Source organism: Shewanella sp. MF05956 (genome assembly GCF_059758055.1).
On sequence record NZ_JCAYNV010000008.1, the window covers coordinates 1 to 16,732 of the forward strand.

At 43.7% G+C, this 16,732-nt stretch carries 13 protein-coding genes; 7 read left to right on the top strand and 6 right to left on the bottom strand.

The window, feature by feature from the left end:
* The 5 genes from AC19MX_RS10060 to hemC all read right to left on the bottom strand — a co-directional run.
* The coding region (locus AC19MX_RS10060; protein ID WP_498297803.1) for a beta strand repeat-containing protein at positions 1-4,171 on the bottom strand (4,171 nt) is incomplete at its 3' end.
* A 345-nt stretch (positions 4,172-4,516) separates the two neighbouring features.
* Positions 4,517-5,686 carry a heme biosynthesis HemY N-terminal domain-containing protein gene (locus AC19MX_RS10065; RefSeq protein WP_498297805.1) on the bottom strand — a complete coding sequence of 390 codons (1,170 nt, stop codon included), beginning with the start codon at positions 5,684-5,686 and terminating at the stop codon, positions 4,517-4,519.
* Positions 5,683-6,924: a uroporphyrinogen-III C-methyltransferase gene (locus AC19MX_RS10070; RefSeq protein ID WP_498297807.1), complete on the bottom strand. Its 1,242-nt coding sequence runs from the start codon at positions 6,922-6,924 to the stop codon at positions 5,683-5,685. The genes AC19MX_RS10065 and AC19MX_RS10070 overlap by 4 nt, the downstream gene beginning before the upstream one ends.
* Positions 6,925-6,999: 75 nt before the next feature.
* Positions 7,000-7,728, bottom strand: a complete 729-nt coding sequence (locus tag AC19MX_RS10075) for a uroporphyrinogen-III synthase (protein WP_498297809.1) — start codon at positions 7,726-7,728, stop codon at positions 7,000-7,002.
* A 25-nt stretch (positions 7,729-7,753) separates the two neighbouring features.
* Entirely contained in the window at positions 7,754-8,683 is a 930-nt protein-coding gene (gene hemC / locus AC19MX_RS10080) for a hydroxymethylbilane synthase (RefSeq protein ID WP_432404502.1), read from the bottom strand.
* A 283-nt stretch (positions 8,684-8,966) separates the two neighbouring features.
* Between hemC and AC19MX_RS10085 the strand changes: the two genes are divergently transcribed.
* Entirely contained in the window at positions 8,967-11,429 is a 2,463-nt protein-coding gene (locus AC19MX_RS10085; RefSeq protein ID WP_498297811.1) for a class I adenylate cyclase, read from the top strand.
* Positions 11,430-11,503: 74 nt separating this feature from the next.
* Here AC19MX_RS10085 and cyaY read toward each other — a convergent pair whose 3' ends face one another.
* Positions 11,504-11,839: an iron donor protein CyaY gene (cyaY, locus tag AC19MX_RS10090; RefSeq protein WP_498297813.1), complete on the bottom strand. Its 336-nt coding sequence runs from the start codon at positions 11,837-11,839 to the stop codon at positions 11,504-11,506.
* Positions 11,840-11,939: 100 nt separating this feature from the next.
* On the opposite strand from cyaY, the gene AC19MX_RS10095 reads away from it, so the two are divergent.
* The 6 genes from AC19MX_RS10095 (at position 11,940) to AC19MX_RS10120 (ending at position 16,627) form a co-directional block, all read left to right on the top strand.
* Entirely contained in the window at positions 11,940-12,101 is a 162-nt protein-coding gene (locus AC19MX_RS10095) for a lipoprotein (RefSeq protein WP_498298046.1), read from the top strand.
* Positions 12,102-12,121: 20 nt separating this feature from the next.
* Positions 12,122-13,366, top strand: coding sequence for a diaminopimelate decarboxylase (gene lysA, locus AC19MX_RS10100; protein WP_498297815.1), 1,245 nt, complete (start codon positions 12,122-12,124; stop codon positions 13,364-13,366).
* A 41-nt stretch (positions 13,367-13,407) separates the two neighbouring features.
* Positions 13,408-14,235, top strand: coding sequence for a diaminopimelate epimerase (gene dapF / locus AC19MX_RS10105; RefSeq protein ID WP_432404518.1), 828 nt, complete (start codon positions 13,408-13,410; stop codon positions 14,233-14,235).
* Between the two features lie 107 nt (positions 14,236-14,342).
* Positions 14,343-14,972 carry a DUF484 family protein gene (locus tag AC19MX_RS10110; protein WP_498298048.1) on the top strand — a complete coding sequence of 210 codons (630 nt, stop codon included), beginning with the start codon at positions 14,343-14,345 and terminating at the stop codon, positions 14,970-14,972.
* A gap of 15 nt (positions 14,973-14,987) precedes the next feature.
* A complete protein-coding gene (gene xerC, locus AC19MX_RS10115; protein ID WP_432404521.1) occupies positions 14,988-15,887 on the top strand; it encodes a tyrosine recombinase XerC in 900 nt (299 codons plus the stop codon).
* Complete coding sequence (locus AC19MX_RS10120; protein ID WP_498297817.1) at positions 15,887-16,627, top strand: HAD-IA family hydrolase; 741 nt, start codon at positions 15,887-15,889, stop codon at positions 16,625-16,627. The genes xerC and AC19MX_RS10120 overlap by 1 nt, the downstream gene beginning before the upstream one ends.
* Positions 16,628-16,732: the final 105 nt, after the last annotated feature.

Sequence of the window (16,732 nt, forward strand, 5' to 3'; positions counted from 1 at the left end):
CCATGGTGGCATCAACAGGTTGTGTGTCGGTTGCGGTTGCAGATGGGTTACCGGCGATATCAATCACCTGTGCGGTGACATCAACATCGGTTGCGCCTGCAGTGACAGGGACTTCAACATCAAAGCCGTTGTCGAGCATGTCCTGAGTAACAGGGCCGTTAAACAATTCAGTGCCGTTGCCGTCGGTGACAATCAAGGTGTCGCCTACTTGGGTGCCGGTCGCTAAGGTCACGGTTGCGGTGACGGTGCCGTCAGTACCAATTTCATCGCTGTTGAACACGCCATCACTGCCCATGCCGCTGAATTCTACAGTCGGTGCAGGTGCCATAGTGGCATCAACAGGTTGTGTGTCGGTTGCGGTTGCAGATGGGTTACCGGCGATATCAATCACTTGCGCGGTGACATCAACATCGGTTGCGCCTGCGGTCACAGGGACTTCAACATCAAAGCCGTTGTCGAGCATGTCCTGGGTAACAGGGCCGTTAAACAATTCAGTACCGTTGCCGTCGGTGACAATCAAGGTGTCGCCCACTTGCGTGCTGGTCGCTAAGGTGACGGTTGCGGTGACGGTGCCGTCAGTACCAATCTCATCGCTGTTAAAGATACCATCAGTGCCCATGCCGCTGAATTCTACAGTCGGTGCAGGCGCCATGGTGGCATCAACAGGTTGTGTGTCGGTTGCGGTTGCAGATGGGTTACCGGCGATATCAATCACTTGCGCGGTGACATCAACATCCGTTGCGCCTGCAGTGACAGGGACTTCAACATCAAAGCCGTTATCCAGCATGTCCTGGGTAACAGGGCCGTTAAACAATTCGGTGCCGTTGCCGTCGGTGACAATCAAGGTGTCGCCCACTTGGGTGCCGGTCGCTAAGGTCACGGTTGCGGTCACAGTGCCGTCAGTACCAATTTCATCGCTGTTAAAGATACCATCAGTGCCCATGCCGCTGAATTCTACAAGCGGTGCTGGTGACGTTATGTCAACAATTCCATCATCAGTATCAGTGGCAGAATTACCAGCAGGATCTGTAACTTCAGCAACGACTGTATAGTCGCCTTCAGCTAGCGGATCTCTTACGTCAACCTCGTAGGTTCCATCTGGCTGAACCGTTGTTGTTATCGTTTGTTCGTTACCTTCACTATCCGTAATAATTAACGTAACAGTACTGCCAACAGGTGCGTCAGTCGTACCAGTAATAGTTGGTGTTGTGTCAGTTGTGAGAGCTGGTGCATCAACGGTAATAACTGGTGGCGTGGTATCTAAAATTGCAGAGTCGCTTCCTTCAGGTGATGTATTACCAGTAGAATCAACGATTACAGCAACAACTTCAATTTCTTCACCTTCACCAGGTGCAGGTAAATCGAGATTTACACTCCCAGTATCAATATCTTCTTGTGTTAATACAATTTCAATGCCATTGACAATAAGGGTATCACCGGCTTGAGCACCGGTGTTGTCCAAGCCGATAGTAACGTTTATTTCTGTCGCGCCATTGAGTTCTTCATTACTAATAAAACCATCATCATTAGTATCTGTATTAATAATAACGGTAGGAGCGCCGTCAGCAACTGGCGTGACTTCAATTGTTAATGTCGCGGTAATACCGGTATTTGTGGTGTAAGTGATCACCGGTACGCTGCCGTTCCAGTTTTCATTTGGTGTGAAGGTGTATGAACCGTCAGCGTTTAACACGATCACGCCATTTTCTAGGGTGACTTCGGTGCCAGCATCATAGCTTTGGCCGTTAACTTCGAAGCTCACGACACTTAAATCTGAATCGACATCGCTGTCGTTATCTAACACGTTACCGGTGGCAACGGTATCTTCAACAATGGTATTGCTGTCATTAACTAACACTGATGCATCATCAAGGGGCGTGACTTCAATCGTTAATGTCGCGGTAATACCGGTATTGGTGGTGTAAGTGATCACTGGTACGCTGCCGTTCCAGTTTTCATTTGGTGTGAAGGTGTATGAACCGTCAGCGTTTAACACGATCACGCCATTTTCTAAGGTGACTTCGGTGCCAGCATCATAGCTTTGGCCGTTAACTTCGAAGCTTACGACACTTAAATCTGAATCGACATCGCTGTCGTTATCTAACACGTTACCGGTGGCAACGGTATCTTCAACAATGGTATTGCTGTCATTAACTAATACTGACGCATCATCAAGCGGCGTCACTTCAATGGTTAATGTCGCAGTAATACCAGTGTTGGTGGTGTAAGTGATCACAGGAACAGTGCCGTTCCAGTTTTCATTTGGAGTGAAAGTATAAGAACCATCAGTATTTAACACGATCACGCCATTTTCTAAGGTAACTTCGGTGCCAGCATCATAGCTTTGGCCGTTAACTTCAAAGCTTACGACACTTAAATCTGAATCGACATCGCTGTCGTTATCTAACACGTTACCGGTGGCAACGGTATCTTCAACAATGGTATTGCTGTCATTCACTAATATCGACGCATCATCAAGCGGCGTGACTTCAATGGTTAACGTCGCGGTGATACCAGTATTGGTGGTGTAAGTGATCACTGGTACGCTGCCGTTCCAGTTTTCATTTGGTGTGAAGGTGTATGAACCGTCAGCGTTTAACACGATCACGCCATTTTCTAGGGTAACTTCGGTGCCAGCATCATAGCTTTGGCCGTTAACTTCGAAGCTCACAACACTTAAATCTGAATCGACATCGCTGTCGTTATCTAACACGTTACCGGTGGCAACGGTATCTTCAACAATGGTATTGCTGTCATTTACTAATATCGACGCATCATCAACTGGCGTCACTTCAATGGTTAATGTCGCAGTAATACCAGTGTTGGTGGTGTAAGTGATCACAGGAACAGTGCCGTTCCAGTTTTCATTTGGAGTGAAAGTATAAGAACCATCAGTATTTAACACGATCACGCCATTTTCTAAGGTAACTTCGGTGCCAGCATCATAGCTTTGGCCGTTAACTTCAAAGCTTACGACACTTAAATCTGAATCGACATCGCTGTCGTTATCTAACACGTTACCGGTGGCAACGGTATCTTCAACAATGGTATTGCTGTCATTCACTAATATCGACGCATCATCAAGCGGCGTGACTTCAATGGTTAACGTAGCAGTGATACCAGTATTGGTGGTGTAAGTGATCACTGGTACGCTGCCGTTCCAGTTTTCATTTGGTGTGAAGGTGTATGAACCGTCAGCGTTTAACACGATCACGCCATTTTCTAGGGTAACTTCGGTGCCAGCATCATAGCTTTGGCCGTTAACTTCGAAGCTCACAACACTTAAATCTGAATCGACATCGCTGTCGTTATCTAACACGTTACCGGTGGCAACGGTATCTTCAACAATGGTATTGCTGTCATTAACTAATACGGACGCATCATCAAGCGGCGTGACTTCAATGGTTAATGTCGCGGTAATACCTGTGTTGGTGGTGTAAGTGATCACAGGAACAGTGCCGTTCCAGTTTTCATTTGGCGTGAAAGTATAAGAACCATCAGCATTTAACACGAGCACACCATTTTCGAGGGTGACTTCAGTGCCTGCTGGATAGATTTCGCCGTTAACTTCGAAGCTCACTACGCTCAATGCTGAATCAGCATCAGTGTCATTACTTAATACATTACCTGAAGCAATTTGGTCTTCGCCAACCGTTATTGCATCGTTGACTAAAATTGATGGGGAATCGTTTTCGCCTACACCTTCTTCCTGAATTACAGCTGTTGGGGCAGCCGCTTGTCCAGTTGTATCATAACCATTGTCAGCAAGTGTTTCGCTTCCATCACGTGATACTGCAACATAGCCAAAATCACCCTGGTTGGCAGTTGGGGCGCCAGCAGCGGTTTCAGGTAGTTCTGTTGTTGGATCTTCGCCTGAAGCGATAAGATCTTGTAGCGCTTCAATTTCATCTAAAGCTGTTTGATCTAAAACCTGATCCTCTGCGTTAAGAGCATTGGTAATCGTTTCATCTGTAGGCATATCTTCACTATTGAAAATAGTGCCATCATCAAAAGTAATGACGAAGTTTATGCTTTCGTCACTAGTCACAGTCGCTCCGGTTGGCACAATTTGGCCTAACTGAAGCTCAGTTGTTTGGTTATTGATGGTCATGACTACTTTGCCTTCAGAGGCAGAAAGTATCCCGTTTTGTGATGTTTTAATCGATTCCATTTGAAGCTCCCAACAGCTTTGATATTCAGGTAATTAATACGTAAGTATGCGTGATCTTGGTCAAAGTATTATGAATTTTAAATTAAAAATAATTTAACCGTAATCTAACAATTCTACCATGAATTAGGTATGTGGTCAATTTTTTGACGTCACGGTATGATTGCGTAACTAGTTGATTATTAGTTTATTAAATAGATATTTGTAATGATTAATATTGTAGAGTTTATCAGGGGTTAATGCTTTTACACGGTAAACGTCTTATCGGCACACATGAAATTTTCTGAATAAAAAACCCGCAAGGTAGCGGGTTTGATAACTATCTCGAAGTAAATTCATACTAAAGCATTACATAGAGATTGCTGCTTTACGGTAGCTTTGTGCTGCAGGAGTGTTTTCGCCTAATTGCTCTTGGATTTGTGCTAGTGCTAACCAGGCTTGATGTGACGGTGCAATTCTGCATACGTTTTGCCAATGGATTTTGGCTTGTTTAGCATCACGCTGTTGCATGGCCAGTTTTGCTAAGCACGTTTGATAGTCGGCATCATTCTCATGAGTGCTTTCAAGACGCTCGAGCAACTTACGTATTTCGCTATCATCTGCGCTGACTAAATCTGGCAAGGCGTTAAATAAGAGTGAGGTGGGCTGAGCTTTAAGTTGTTTGCTAAGTAGTTTTAAGGCTTTATCTTGGTGTTTAAATAGATTTAAACCATGAGCATAAGCCACTATCAATTCATCCTGTTTGCGCTCAGATTTACTTAACCAGTGCCAGCATTTTTCCAATTCAGCCTCAGACTCTTGGGCTGCATTGGTTAATAAAATTGCATTGGTTTGTGTCGCTAATCCTAGTTGCTCGCTATCGTTCAGTATTTTACGTTTCGCCACAATAGGGAGCAGTAGTTTAAGTGCTTGCCAGTCTTGTTGTTGTTGATACAAATCGACTGCTAGCCTTAAAACTGGGGCGCTACTTTTGCTGGTTGGGCTGAGCCTATCAACTATAGCTCTGGCCTTAACTAGCTCACCTTGCTTAATAAAATAGCGTGCACGAGAGGTCTCTACCGCCGTTTTGGCAATAGGATTTTTCTCTGCTTGAGTTAAGTAGTGGTCGCGCGCTGTGGTTTTACCTTGATAGTGCGCCGCTCGAGCGGCAGCAAACAAGTTTAATAATGGTATTTCACCTTGCTGGGCACCTTTGGCCATAGCAGTTTCTGCTGCTGGCCAATCTTCTTCTGCGATAGCTAAAGCGCCAATAAGGGTCTGTTTTTTAGCCGTTTTTTGTCGCCATTTAGCGGGTAGGTAACGACTGCTTAAAATAATATTAAGCAGTAATACTAATAACCATTCCACTAATTGCAGTGCAAAATAAAAGAAAATTAACCCCACAACAGCGGCAACTAAACTGGTTTCAATTTGATATTCGCCAATCGCAATATAGACATAACCGCTTTGGCCAATAATGAGCGGACTGACACATAATCCGATTAAGATAAGCAACACATACACTAAGGTTTTAATCATTGTGCAAGTTCCTCCACTGGCATGATTTCACCATAGGTAACTAGCTGTTGAAGTAACGGTGATGCCTGGAACTTGTTCAGGGTGATTTTCTCAACCTTTACTCTTGCAAGCTTATCTAATGCTTCAACTGTTTCCTTGGTTTTTGCATCTGTTAAATCAAAATATTGCTGTAACCATTTGTCAGCTAATGCAATAGATTGCTGATAATTAACGTGGTCAAATCGGTATAAAGACAGTTGTGCTTGAAGTAATTTATTACGGATGTTTTCCACTAAATACCACTGTTGTTCAGGGGATAAAAGTGGCTCTAAATCTGTGGTTCGTTTGCGGATAGTGACAAAGCCGTCCGTTAAATCATGCCAAGTGCGCGCAAGGTTTTGTTGCCAATCGTCTATTGAATCTGTCATTGGCGGAGTCTCTGAGTTTTCTTGGAAGTTCTCATTAACTCGGTTTAACGGCAGTAAGGTTAAGCCATTAATCACAGTGTCTAATTCGAAAATAGTATTGGTAATGTCGGTGGTTTTTAATGATTTTACTTTGTTAATGTCATCGGCAAGGGCTTTACGTAAGACCGTTAACGCTGGGTCTTTCATGGCACTAATACGTTCATCTGCAGACTGTAATAGGGCCATAGCGGTTTGCGGATCGTTTTCTAACCACAATTTTCTGCCGGCCATGCGCACTAGGTATTCAGCTTCAGAGGCCATCCAATGATTAGGGCTTCGCTGGGCGATAATTGCTACTCGCTCTTGTAATAATTTATTTGATTGCTGAAGTTCAGCAAGCTTTGCATAAGCTTTAGTGTCATTAAGTTGTTGTTGCTCTAATGTCGAGAAGCGTTTGTTGCTTGTCATCTCAACTTGCTGTACTTCATACTTTAATGATTGATTTTGTTTAGCTTGTGCAGTAATCGTTTGCCCTAACTGAACTTGACCACTGTCTTGTTTATCGAGTTGCAGATAAATCCAATAACAAGCAGCGATAGCTGCAATGCCAATAATTAAACTCAATAATACGCCAAGCCTTATCCACCAAGAGCTGGCTTTGGTTTTACGGCGTTGATTGTTCATTTGGGTATCGTTATTCTGAGCGTTTTTGTTTTTTTTGTCAGTTGACGATGGATTGGGGGTATTGCCTTTTTTGGCTACAGCCGGCTTTTCAACAGGGCTTGATGTTGGAGAAATGACTTTCTCGTCCTGGTTTGCTGGCGAATTTGGATCTTTTTTATTGTTTTCCATGAACAGTCCTTGAAAGCAAAAATACAACCAATAAAAGCAATATTAATTAATGCATGTCGATGCTACATAACAATATCATAACAAATTTAAGCCCAAGCTCGTAAGTGTTGCTTGAGTATTTGCTCCATTTGCATTGGTAATATGGCTTAATCCCATTGCTTTTGCTTGCATTTCGACACGATTACTAGGGACTATGATATGACATGCGCGTAGCCATGCAAATGATTCTTTTGGTACAAGGTCGACTAAGTTGGATAATATTTCACCGCTAGTGACCACAATGGTATCAATACCAAATGATTTCCATTGCTGGCAAATGTCACGTCCATTAAGCGCGGGTGTGATGCGTTGATATACTTGCCAGTAGTCAACTTGGGCACCGCGTGCGGTTAGTTGCTCGGCCAATTCCTCTCGGCCACCGACGCCACGTACAATAACGAAGGTTTGATTTTCGACATTTTGCAGTTGCGGTAAAGACAATAATCCTTCGCTGTCTTGGCTTGTATCGGGTGAGGTATAGGCATGAATGTTAAACTGCGCAAGGCTGTCTGCGGTCGCTTGACCTACAGCAAAGTAACGGCAGTGATGTGGAAATTGTTGTTGTAGTTTTTGTGCGGCAAAATCGACTGCATTGGTACTAATAAACAGTAAGTTGTCGGTATGTTTTAAGCTTGAGGAGTCGAGTTGCTCGGTGGTTTCGACAACCGCTAAAAGGGGAGTAACAAAGTAAGCAACACCGCTAAGCGAGAGTTGCTCCTCCATTGCTTGATTGCGCCCGATTGGGCGCGTTAGCAAGACTTTCATCGTCTGTTATCTTGATGAGCAAAAATTAGCTGGCATAAACAGCATCTAAAATAGTTTTAGCGCCGCGACTTAATAAGTCATCTGCCAAAGCTTGGCCCAAACTGACCGCATCAGTTTTAAGACCCGACACAGTGCCCGTAATAATTTGGCTGCCATCAGGGTTACCCACTAATCCGCGTAGGGTTAACTTGTCACCTTCAATTTCAGCAAAAGCGCCAATAGGTACCTGGCATCCGCCTTCTAAGCGGGTATTCATCGCGCGCTCGGCAAGCACTCGGTAGCGAGTTTCTAAGTGTTCAAGTGGGGCTAATAGCGCCTTAACACGTGCATCATCAGTACGACATTCAATACCGACTGCACCTTGGCCATTTGCTGGTAATGATTCTTCAGCAGAAATAAAGCTCGCAATACGGTCATTAAGTTTTAAACGAATAAGCCCAGCCGCAGCAAGAATAATGGCATCATAATCGCCACTGTCGAGTTTGGCTAAGCGCGTACCTACATTGCCACGCAAGTCTTTAATAACTAAGTCTGGGCGTGCAGCACGAATTTGACATTGACGACGTAAGCTTGATGTTCCGACTACAGCGCCTTGTGGTAATTCGCTGATTGTTTTGTAGCTATTTGAAACAAATGCATCGCGAGGGTCTTCACGTTCACAAATCACTTGTAAACCCAAACCGTCTGGGAAGTCTACCGGCACGTCTTTCATAGAATGCACCGCAATATCGGCACGGTTTTCTAGCATAGCGACTTCAAGCTCTTTAACAAACAAGCCTTTGCCACCCACTTTAGCCAATGGCGTATCTAAAATAACATCGCCTTTTGTGCTCATAGGTAGCAGCTCAACCCGCAAACCAGGGTGAATACGTTCTAGCTCAGCTTGCACAAATTCTGCTTGCCACATAGCCAGTGGACTTTTACGTGTTGCAATACGAATTACATTTTCAGACATAGTAGTAAATCCAAGTCAGATAGCCTTAGTTAAGCTAATGCTATCATTGCCCACGCTTTGATGTAACAAATCGATGCTAATTGTTTGAAGTCTGTAGCGCTTATTTACCTTGTTTACATGCATTTAATGTGAGACAAACTGACACTTAACGCTACAACGATCACAGTTTTGGTAAAATTGTGATGTTCAATCTACTGTAGTTAGTGATAAATTCGAATTATCAAAATTAAAATTGTTAACTCGCAATGTATACATTTAACGTACAGTTATAAGGAAGTAAGCTTTGACTATCGTCACAGCATGTCATCAACAGGAATTAGCACAGCAATTAAATCGTATTCGAGTGGCTCGAGTGCTCAGTGTGCTGCCTCAAATGCAACAAGCATTATTTCATCTCATTCCATTGATGTTGCAAGTTAATCATCCTGATTTGCCTGGCATACTTAACCCTAAAACACCTTGCGGTATCGATTTTTTCTCATTACCAGATCACGCTATTGAAGCTTGTCATGCAATGTCATTGGACGTTCCTGCTGTTATTGAGGCGCACTCAACTGCTTTTGAAGGTGTTTACGCCATGGGCAGTACGGCTAGTTTTGGCCAAAACCCCAAGAGTGATATTGATGTGTGGCTGGTGCATAAAAGTCATCTTACACATGCTGAACTCGCTCTGCTTAATGATAAAAATAAATTGCTGACAGACTGGTTTGCTGGTTTTGATTTTGAGGTCAATTTTTACCTTGTTCATCCGATGCAATTTCGTGACTCTAGTGCATTTGAAAGTAGCCAATCATTAGGTTTGGAGCACAGTGGCACCAGCCAGCATTGGTTATTGCTAGAAGAGTTTTATCGTTCACATATTTGTTTAGCAGGTAAAACCGTTGCGTGGTGGCCAAGCGCCACCCAACAAATAACCGAGCAATATCCGCATTTACTTTATTTAGGTGATATTAACTCTCTCCCTGCAGCAGAATATTTTGGTGCATCATTATGGCAGTTATATAAAGGCTTAAATAAACCACACAAAGCATTATTAAAGGTTTTGTTATTAGAAACCTACGCGTCGGAATATCCCAACACCACGCTCATTACTCAACAACTTTGGCAGTTGTGCGAGCAGCAAAACTTTAGCTGCGATAACGATGCTTACTTATTGCTCTATTATCGCATTGAACGTTATTTACTGACTCAAGAGGACGACAATCGTTTAGAGATTGTTAGGCGGTGTTTTTACCTTAAATCTGGGGTCATGCTGTCACAGCAACCCATCTCAGAAGAGCGTGATTGGCGCATTAATAAAATGCGTCATTTAGTCAGCCAGTGGGGTTGGAGTCCAGGCCTTATCGCCACGTTAGATAGCAGCCCTTATTGGCATTCAGGGCAATTAAAATGGTTTAACCAGCAATTAAGCGAATTATTATTAACGAGTTATAAAAACCTGTTGCAGTTTGCCTCTAAGCAAGCCTTAAGCGACCGTATGCGGGTTGAAGAACTGGGTTTACTTGCGCGTAAGTTGCACTCATCGTTTAGTGATGATGACCATATTTTACAGCCGCTTAATCGGTTATGGAGCTTATCGACTGCTGAGAAGGTGTTGGTGGTACGTTATTGTGATGCCGCCTCGCGTTTTTACTTATATCGTCAAGCTCAAACCCAAAGTTTAGAGTCGTTAACGGATGCTCGAGCGTCTTTTGTTGGTACCAATGCTAACCAAGTGATCCATGAAGCTGACAATGTTTGTAGCCTTGTAGCTTGGTCTGTTTTGAACGGGCTTGCCACGCTAGATACCCAATGGGCTCAAGTCGGCAGAGGTTCTCACCGTGCTGACAAATTGGCATATTTGAGTCATAAATTAATTCCGATGCTGAATAATGTGCCTATGGTGTCTAAGCGGCATTTATGTGAGCCATGGTTTTATCAAAAAATTATATTCGTGGTGAATGTTGATGATGACCCAACCGTAAAATGGCAGGGACAAGAATTGATGTTCGATTACATCGACTTGAATGTCTTGTCATTTGGGCGTAATAAAATCAACATGCTGTCTTCTGTTGCTGTGGTGTGTTTAAACAGTTGGGGAGAGTGGCAAAGTCACCGTTTTAATGGCGATACTGCATTATTGGAAGCTATCTCGTTTGTGTTTTTAGGCCTAAAACGCTCAGATGATAAAGTCGATTTGTCTGTAATAAGTTGCTCTGCAAAACTAAAGCAGCCAATATTTAACCAGCTTAAAGTCTTGTTGTTACGTTGCTATGGCTTGATGAAAAAGGTGAGCCAAACAAGCACGTTAATGCACCAAATCACCATTGGTGAACACAGATATGGGATGTACTTTAATTCATTGGGCATGATGTATCGTAAAATTGATACTGCAGTAAAAAAAGATCTGGTTGAAAACTTGGTCTTGGCGAGGCCTGAGCTCATCGATGACCCTTACGCCAGCGTACCTTCGATTATTCAACAGTTTGTTGCCACAGGCGCTAAGCAATATTTTTTGCGTGAACGTAATGACATACTCGATGTGTTTATCGTTGATGAGAATAACCAACTAACACAACTGCAATATCCGCATACAAGCATGAAAGAGTTTGTCGGTAAAGAAAGTCACTTATATGTGTTTAACGAGAAAAAACAGCGTTTACCGGTATTTAATATGCCGCAGTTTTTTAAACTGACTCGCATAGAAGGTGTGTTGCAGGTATTACCGTTTGGATTGTCTGATGACGAAATGGGCTCAGCTTTTTAGGTGTGATTAACGTTGCTGATGCTGATGAAAAATATATGGGCTCAGTGTAAGTGCTAAGCCCATTTATTGGATTTTTAAGGCTTAATATCTAACTCAATACCGCTTTGCTTTTTGATGGCATCAATCACAAAGGGCATAAACTCTAGGCCGTTACGAGTGTCTAGCCATTTACCATCAGTGTAATTGAAGTGGAAACCGCCAAACTTTGTCGCAATCCAAATCTCATGAAGCGGCTCTTGTTTGTTGATCACTATCTGTGAGCCATCTTCAAATGCCAGTTGTAACACGTTACCGCTCGCATCAATATCGACATCGGCATCTTGGTCGTCAATTGCTCGTTCGACTGCGTTGTCAATCTCGCCAAACATTTCATCTGCTAATCGATGAAACTCAGTATCTGTCATAGTCATGCATTTCTGTCCTTTGCTTTCTGCGTTATGAATGCGATTATAAGACCATTATTCACTAGATGCACAGATGTTGAGAAAAATGAGACTGCTTTTATTTATTATGCTTGCTAGCCTATTCGTAACCGCATGTGGTCAAAAAGGGGTTTTATACAAAACACCGGAACCTGTGGCCAACAAAGTTGCTTCGCAATCCGTAAGCACCAATGTGCCTGATAAAGCAGAAACGACTGAACAACAACCCTCAATCTCACAACAAGAATAGCTTTTATAAGGACCTGCATTTTGGATTACTTTTCATATCAAAATGATGCTTTATTCGCCGAAGAATGCGATGTAGCACAGCTAGCAAAGAAACATGGCACCCCGTTATATATTTATTCTCGCGCCACGTTAGAGCGCCATTGGCATGCATTTAACAATGCAGTAGCCGATCATCCTCATCTTATTTGCTACGCAGTAAAGGCTAATTCAAATTTAGCAGTATTAAATGTGCTGGCTCGTTTAGGCAGTGGTTTTGATATTGTGTCTGGTGGTGAGCTGTCTCGCGTATTGCAAGCTGGCGGCGATCCTAAAAAAGTGGTGTTTTCTGGTGTGGGTAAAACCGTTGCCGAAATGGAGCAAGCGCTGCAATTGGGCATTTATTGTTTTAACGTTGAGTCTAGCGCGGAGCTTGAACAGCTTAATGCCGTCGCTGAGCGTTTAGGTAAAGTCGCGCCAGTGTCGCTGCGGATTAACCCAGACGTTGATGCTGGCACGCATCCTTACATTTCAACAGGTCTTAAAGAAAACAAATTCGGTATCGCGATGGAAGAAGCCGAAACCGTGTTTGCCCGTGCAGCGTCACTCGCGCACTTGCAGGTAAAAGGGGTCGATTGCCATATTGGTTCTCAGCTAACCGAAATTAAGCCGTTTTTAGATGCGATGGACCGCATGCTGGCGTTAATCGATCGTTTAGCGAGTCAAGGTATTGTAATTGAACACTTCGACGTTGGTGGCGGCTTAGGTGTGACTTATAACAGCGAAACGCCTCCACATCCAGACGCTTATGCTGCGGCTTTGCTTGAACGTTTAGACGGTCGTTCGTTGAAGTTAATTTTTGAGCCTGGACGTGCCATTGCTGCTAACGCAGGTATTTTTGTTACTCAAGTGCTGTATTTGAAAGAAAACAGCGACAAACGTTTTGCAATTGTTGATGGCGCCATGAACGATCTTATTCGCCCATCACTTTACAGTGCTTGGCAAAATATTATTCCCGTACAACAAACAGATGCAGACAAGTTTGCTTATGATATTGTAGGGCCAGTATGTGAAACCGGTGATTTTTTAGGTAAAGACAGGCAGTTAGCGGTAAAAGCGGGTGATTTATTAGCCGTCCGTTCAAGTGGGGCTTATGGCTTTGCGATGTCATCTAATTATAATTCACGCCCACGAGTGGCCGAAATTATGGTTGATGGCGCTAAAGATGTGGTGGTGCGTCAGCGTGAAACCTTAGAGCAACTTTGGCAAGGCGAACACCTACTTCCGTAAATTCACTTGTTGTCGGTATAACGTTTTATAAGGAAACTTTCGTGATCCATTTCACCAAAATGCATGGGCTAGGTAACGATTTTATGGTCGTTGATGGCGTAACACAGAACGTGTTTTTTTCGCCTGAGCAAATTCGACGTCTTGCCGATCGTAATTTTGGGATTGGTTTTGATCAATTGTTATTGGTTGAGCCGCCTTATGATCCGGATCTCGATTTTCATTATCGTATTTTTAATGCCGACGGCAGCGAAGTTGAGCAGTGTGGTAACGGTGCCCGCTGCTTTGCTCGGTTTGTGCGAAACAAAGGCTTGACCCAAAAGAATAAAATTCGCGTGAGCACCAGTTCGGGCAAAATTACCTTACGTATTGAACGAGATGGCCATATCACCGTCAATATGGGCGTGCCCGTCACTGAGCCAAGCCAAATACCCTTTAAAGCCAAAAGAAGTGAAAAAACCTATTTGTTGCAAACGCCAATGCAAACGTACTTATGTGGTGCAATTTCAATGGGTAATCCTCATTGTGTCATTGAAGTGGAAGATGTCGACGCGGTCAATGTTGACGAAATTGGTCGCAGCTTGACCCGCCATGAACGTTTTCCAAAAGGCGTCAATGTGGGCTTTATGCAAATAGTAACGCCTAGCCATATCAAATTACGCGTGTATGAGCGTGGTGCAGCAGAAACGTTAGCCTGCGGAACCGGTGCCTGTGCAGCGGCAGCGATTGGGCAATTACAAGATAAACTCGATAAGCAAGTTAGGGTAGACCTACCGGGCGGCAGTTTAGTGATAAATTGGGAAGGCGAGGGCAAACCATTATGGATGACTGGCCCCGCTGAACACGTATACGATGGGCATATTCAACTATGAGTGACATTACCTCAGAAGCAGTAACTAAAGATGACATCCATGTCGACAGCGTGAGCAGTGCCAACGCGAAAGACATTAATACTCTCGGCCATGATTTAGGTGCAGAAATGCTCAGTAACATACAGGAACTTCCTTTTGATGAAGTGCTAATCCGCGAGTATTTATTAGATAATCCTGACTTTTTTAATCGCTATCCTGAACTGCTTATCGCGATGCGTGTGCCGCATGCAGAGCGCGGCGCGGTGTCGTTGGTTGAGCGCCGTCAAGAATTACTGCGTCAACGCGTGAGCGAGCTAGAAGAAGAAATTACGTCGTTGATGAAAATTGCCACTCACAATGAAAAAATATTCAATTTTAATAATGAGTTATCCTTTAAGTTACTGGCAAGTAAAGACTTAGGCGAGCTGCGACAAGCTTTGTCTGAAGGCTTAAAAGGTGAGTTTGACTTTAGTCATGTCAGGTTGATTACGGTGCATGATATTGATAGCGAATTAGCCAATATTTGGCGTCATCGTTTGCAAAGTGGTTATTATTTTGGCCGCTTAACTCAGTCTGAATCATCGCGCTTATTTGGCCGTGAAGTTGGCTCTGTGGCCTTAACTAAGTTGTCTGATAACAACGGCCAGGTGATTTTTGCCATTGCCAGCAAAGACCCGACTCATTTCCATCCAGACATGGACTCATTGTTATTTAGCCAGCTATGCCATCTGTTAGACCATATATTACCGCAATTATAATTGAGGACTCGCGCCATGAAGCAAACCGACTGGCAGGCGGTATTTAGCCAATATTTGACTTCTGAGCGGCAGTTATCGGCATACACAGTGCGTAATTATTTATTTGAATTACGCCGTGTCGCCACTCAATTGGGCGAAGATGCCGCCTTGATTAGCGTAACTCGAGAGCAGCTGCAATCTGTTATCGCAGGCTTACATCGTAAAGGGCTAAGTCCGCGCTCTTTGTCTTTGTGTTTGTCTGCACTTAAACAGTTTTTCGACTTTTTACTCCACGAAGGTGCGGTAAAGGTTAATCCTGCCCATACGCTTAGCGCTCCTAAGCAAAACAAACCCTTGCCCAAAAATATGGATGTTGATGCGGTGAGTCATTTGTTGTCAATTGATGGCACCGACCCTTTGAGCCTGCGCGACAAAGCCATGATGGAGTTGTTTTATTCAAGCGGTTTACGTTTAGCGGAGCTCGCGAGCCTAGATTGTGCAGACATTAAGTTTGATCAAAGTGAAGTTAAAGTGACGGGTAAAGGCAGCAAGCAGCGCGTTGTGCCCATTGGCCAAGTTGCGCTATTAGCGATACAAACGTGGCTTGGATGCCGTGAACAATTACCTCTTGCAGAGGCTGGTGATGCTTTATTTGTGAGCAGCCAAGGGAAACGTTTATCGCATCGAAGCATTCAAGCGCGTATGGCTAAATGGGGCCAAGAGCAGGCCATGTCAGTAAAAGTTCATCCGCATAAGTTGCGTCATTCGTTTGCAACCCATATGCTTGAATCAAGTCAAGATTTACGCGCAGTACAAGAGTTGTTGGGTCACGCAAACTTGTCGACCACACAAATTTATACCAGTTTAGACTTTCAACACCTTGCTAAAGTGTATGACGGCGCGCATCCAAGAGCGAAAAAAGATAGGGGAAAATAATGACATATCAACAACCAACCGCTTCTATTACTCAGTATCAACGCCTACACCCTTTTAAAGCCATTAGTTTCGATTTAGATGACACCCTTTATAATAATCTTCCTTATGTTGTCCATGCGAGTGAACAATTATTTGAATTGATCAATCGCCGTTATCCGGCTACAACGGCGTGGAACAGCAACCAGTGGCAACAGCTTAAGCACCATTTATTTAACTTAAAACCCGAACTTGCGCACGACACCAGTACCGCGCGTTATGCCATGTTGCATCAGGGTTTATTGCATTTTGGTTACTCTGAAATAGACGCCAGTCAGGGTGCACAAGTGGGCATGGATTGTTTTCATCATCATCGCAGTGACTTTACTATCGCGCCTGAGGTGTTGGCCGTGTTGCAAAAACTCGGGCAACACTATCCGTTAATTGGGATCACCAATGGCAATGTAGATGCCAAGCGCATTGGCTTACATGATGTGATGCAATTTGTACTGCACCCAGGCAACGGCATTAAAATGAAACCGCACAGTGATATGTTTACGTTAGCTTGCAAGCAGCTTGCGATTACACCTGCACAATTGCTGCATATAGGCGATCATCCATCGTCGGATGTTGCAGGGGCTAAAATGGCAGGGTGTCAGAGTGTTTGGCTTAACCCATGTATGCAACAACGGCACAAAAAAGCGCAAACGGTGTTACCGCATGTTGAAATTAATCAATTAGATTTACTGCTTGAATTACTCTAATTTACTGCTTGAATGACTTTAGTTTGCTGATTAAATAACCTTGATTTACGATCATTAGAGCGTCAAAGCGATGTCGTAATGAGTGATTTATTTGTCTAATGCTTT

What these genes read in the sequence shown, in the direction of transcription:
- AC19MX_RS10065 (WP_498297805.1), bottom strand. Translation starts at nt 5,686, where the DNA reads ATGATTAAAACCTTAGTGTATGTGTTGCTTATCTTAATCGGATTATGT.
- AC19MX_RS10070 (WP_498297807.1), bottom strand. Translation starts at nt 6,924, where the DNA reads ATGGAAAACAATAAAAAAGATCCAAATTCGCCAGCAAACCAGGACGAG.
- AC19MX_RS10075 (WP_498297809.1), bottom strand. Translation starts at nt 7,728, where the DNA reads ATGAAAGTCTTGCTAACGCGCCCAATCGGGCGCAATCAAGCAATGGAG.
- hemC (WP_432404502.1), bottom strand. Translation starts at nt 8,683, where the DNA reads ATGTCTGAAAATGTAATTCGTATTGCAACACGTAAAAGTCCACTGGCT.
- cyaY (WP_498297813.1), bottom strand. Translation starts at nt 11,839, where the DNA reads ATGACTATGACAGATACTGAGTTTCATCGATTAGCAGATGAAATGTTT.
- AC19MX_RS10095 (WP_498298046.1), top strand. Translation starts at nt 11,940, where the DNA reads ATGCTTGCTAGCCTATTCGTAACCGCATGTGGTCAAAAAGGGGTTTTA.
- AC19MX_RS10110 (WP_498298048.1), top strand. Translation starts at nt 14,343, where the DNA reads ATGCTCAGTAACATACAGGAACTTCCTTTTGATGAAGTGCTAATCCGC.
- xerC (WP_432404521.1), top strand. Translation starts at nt 14,988, where the DNA reads ATGAAGCAAACCGACTGGCAGGCGGTATTTAGCCAATATTTGACTTCT.
- AC19MX_RS10120 (WP_498297817.1), top strand. Translation starts at nt 15,887, where the DNA reads ATGACATATCAACAACCAACCGCTTCTATTACTCAGTATCAACGCCTA.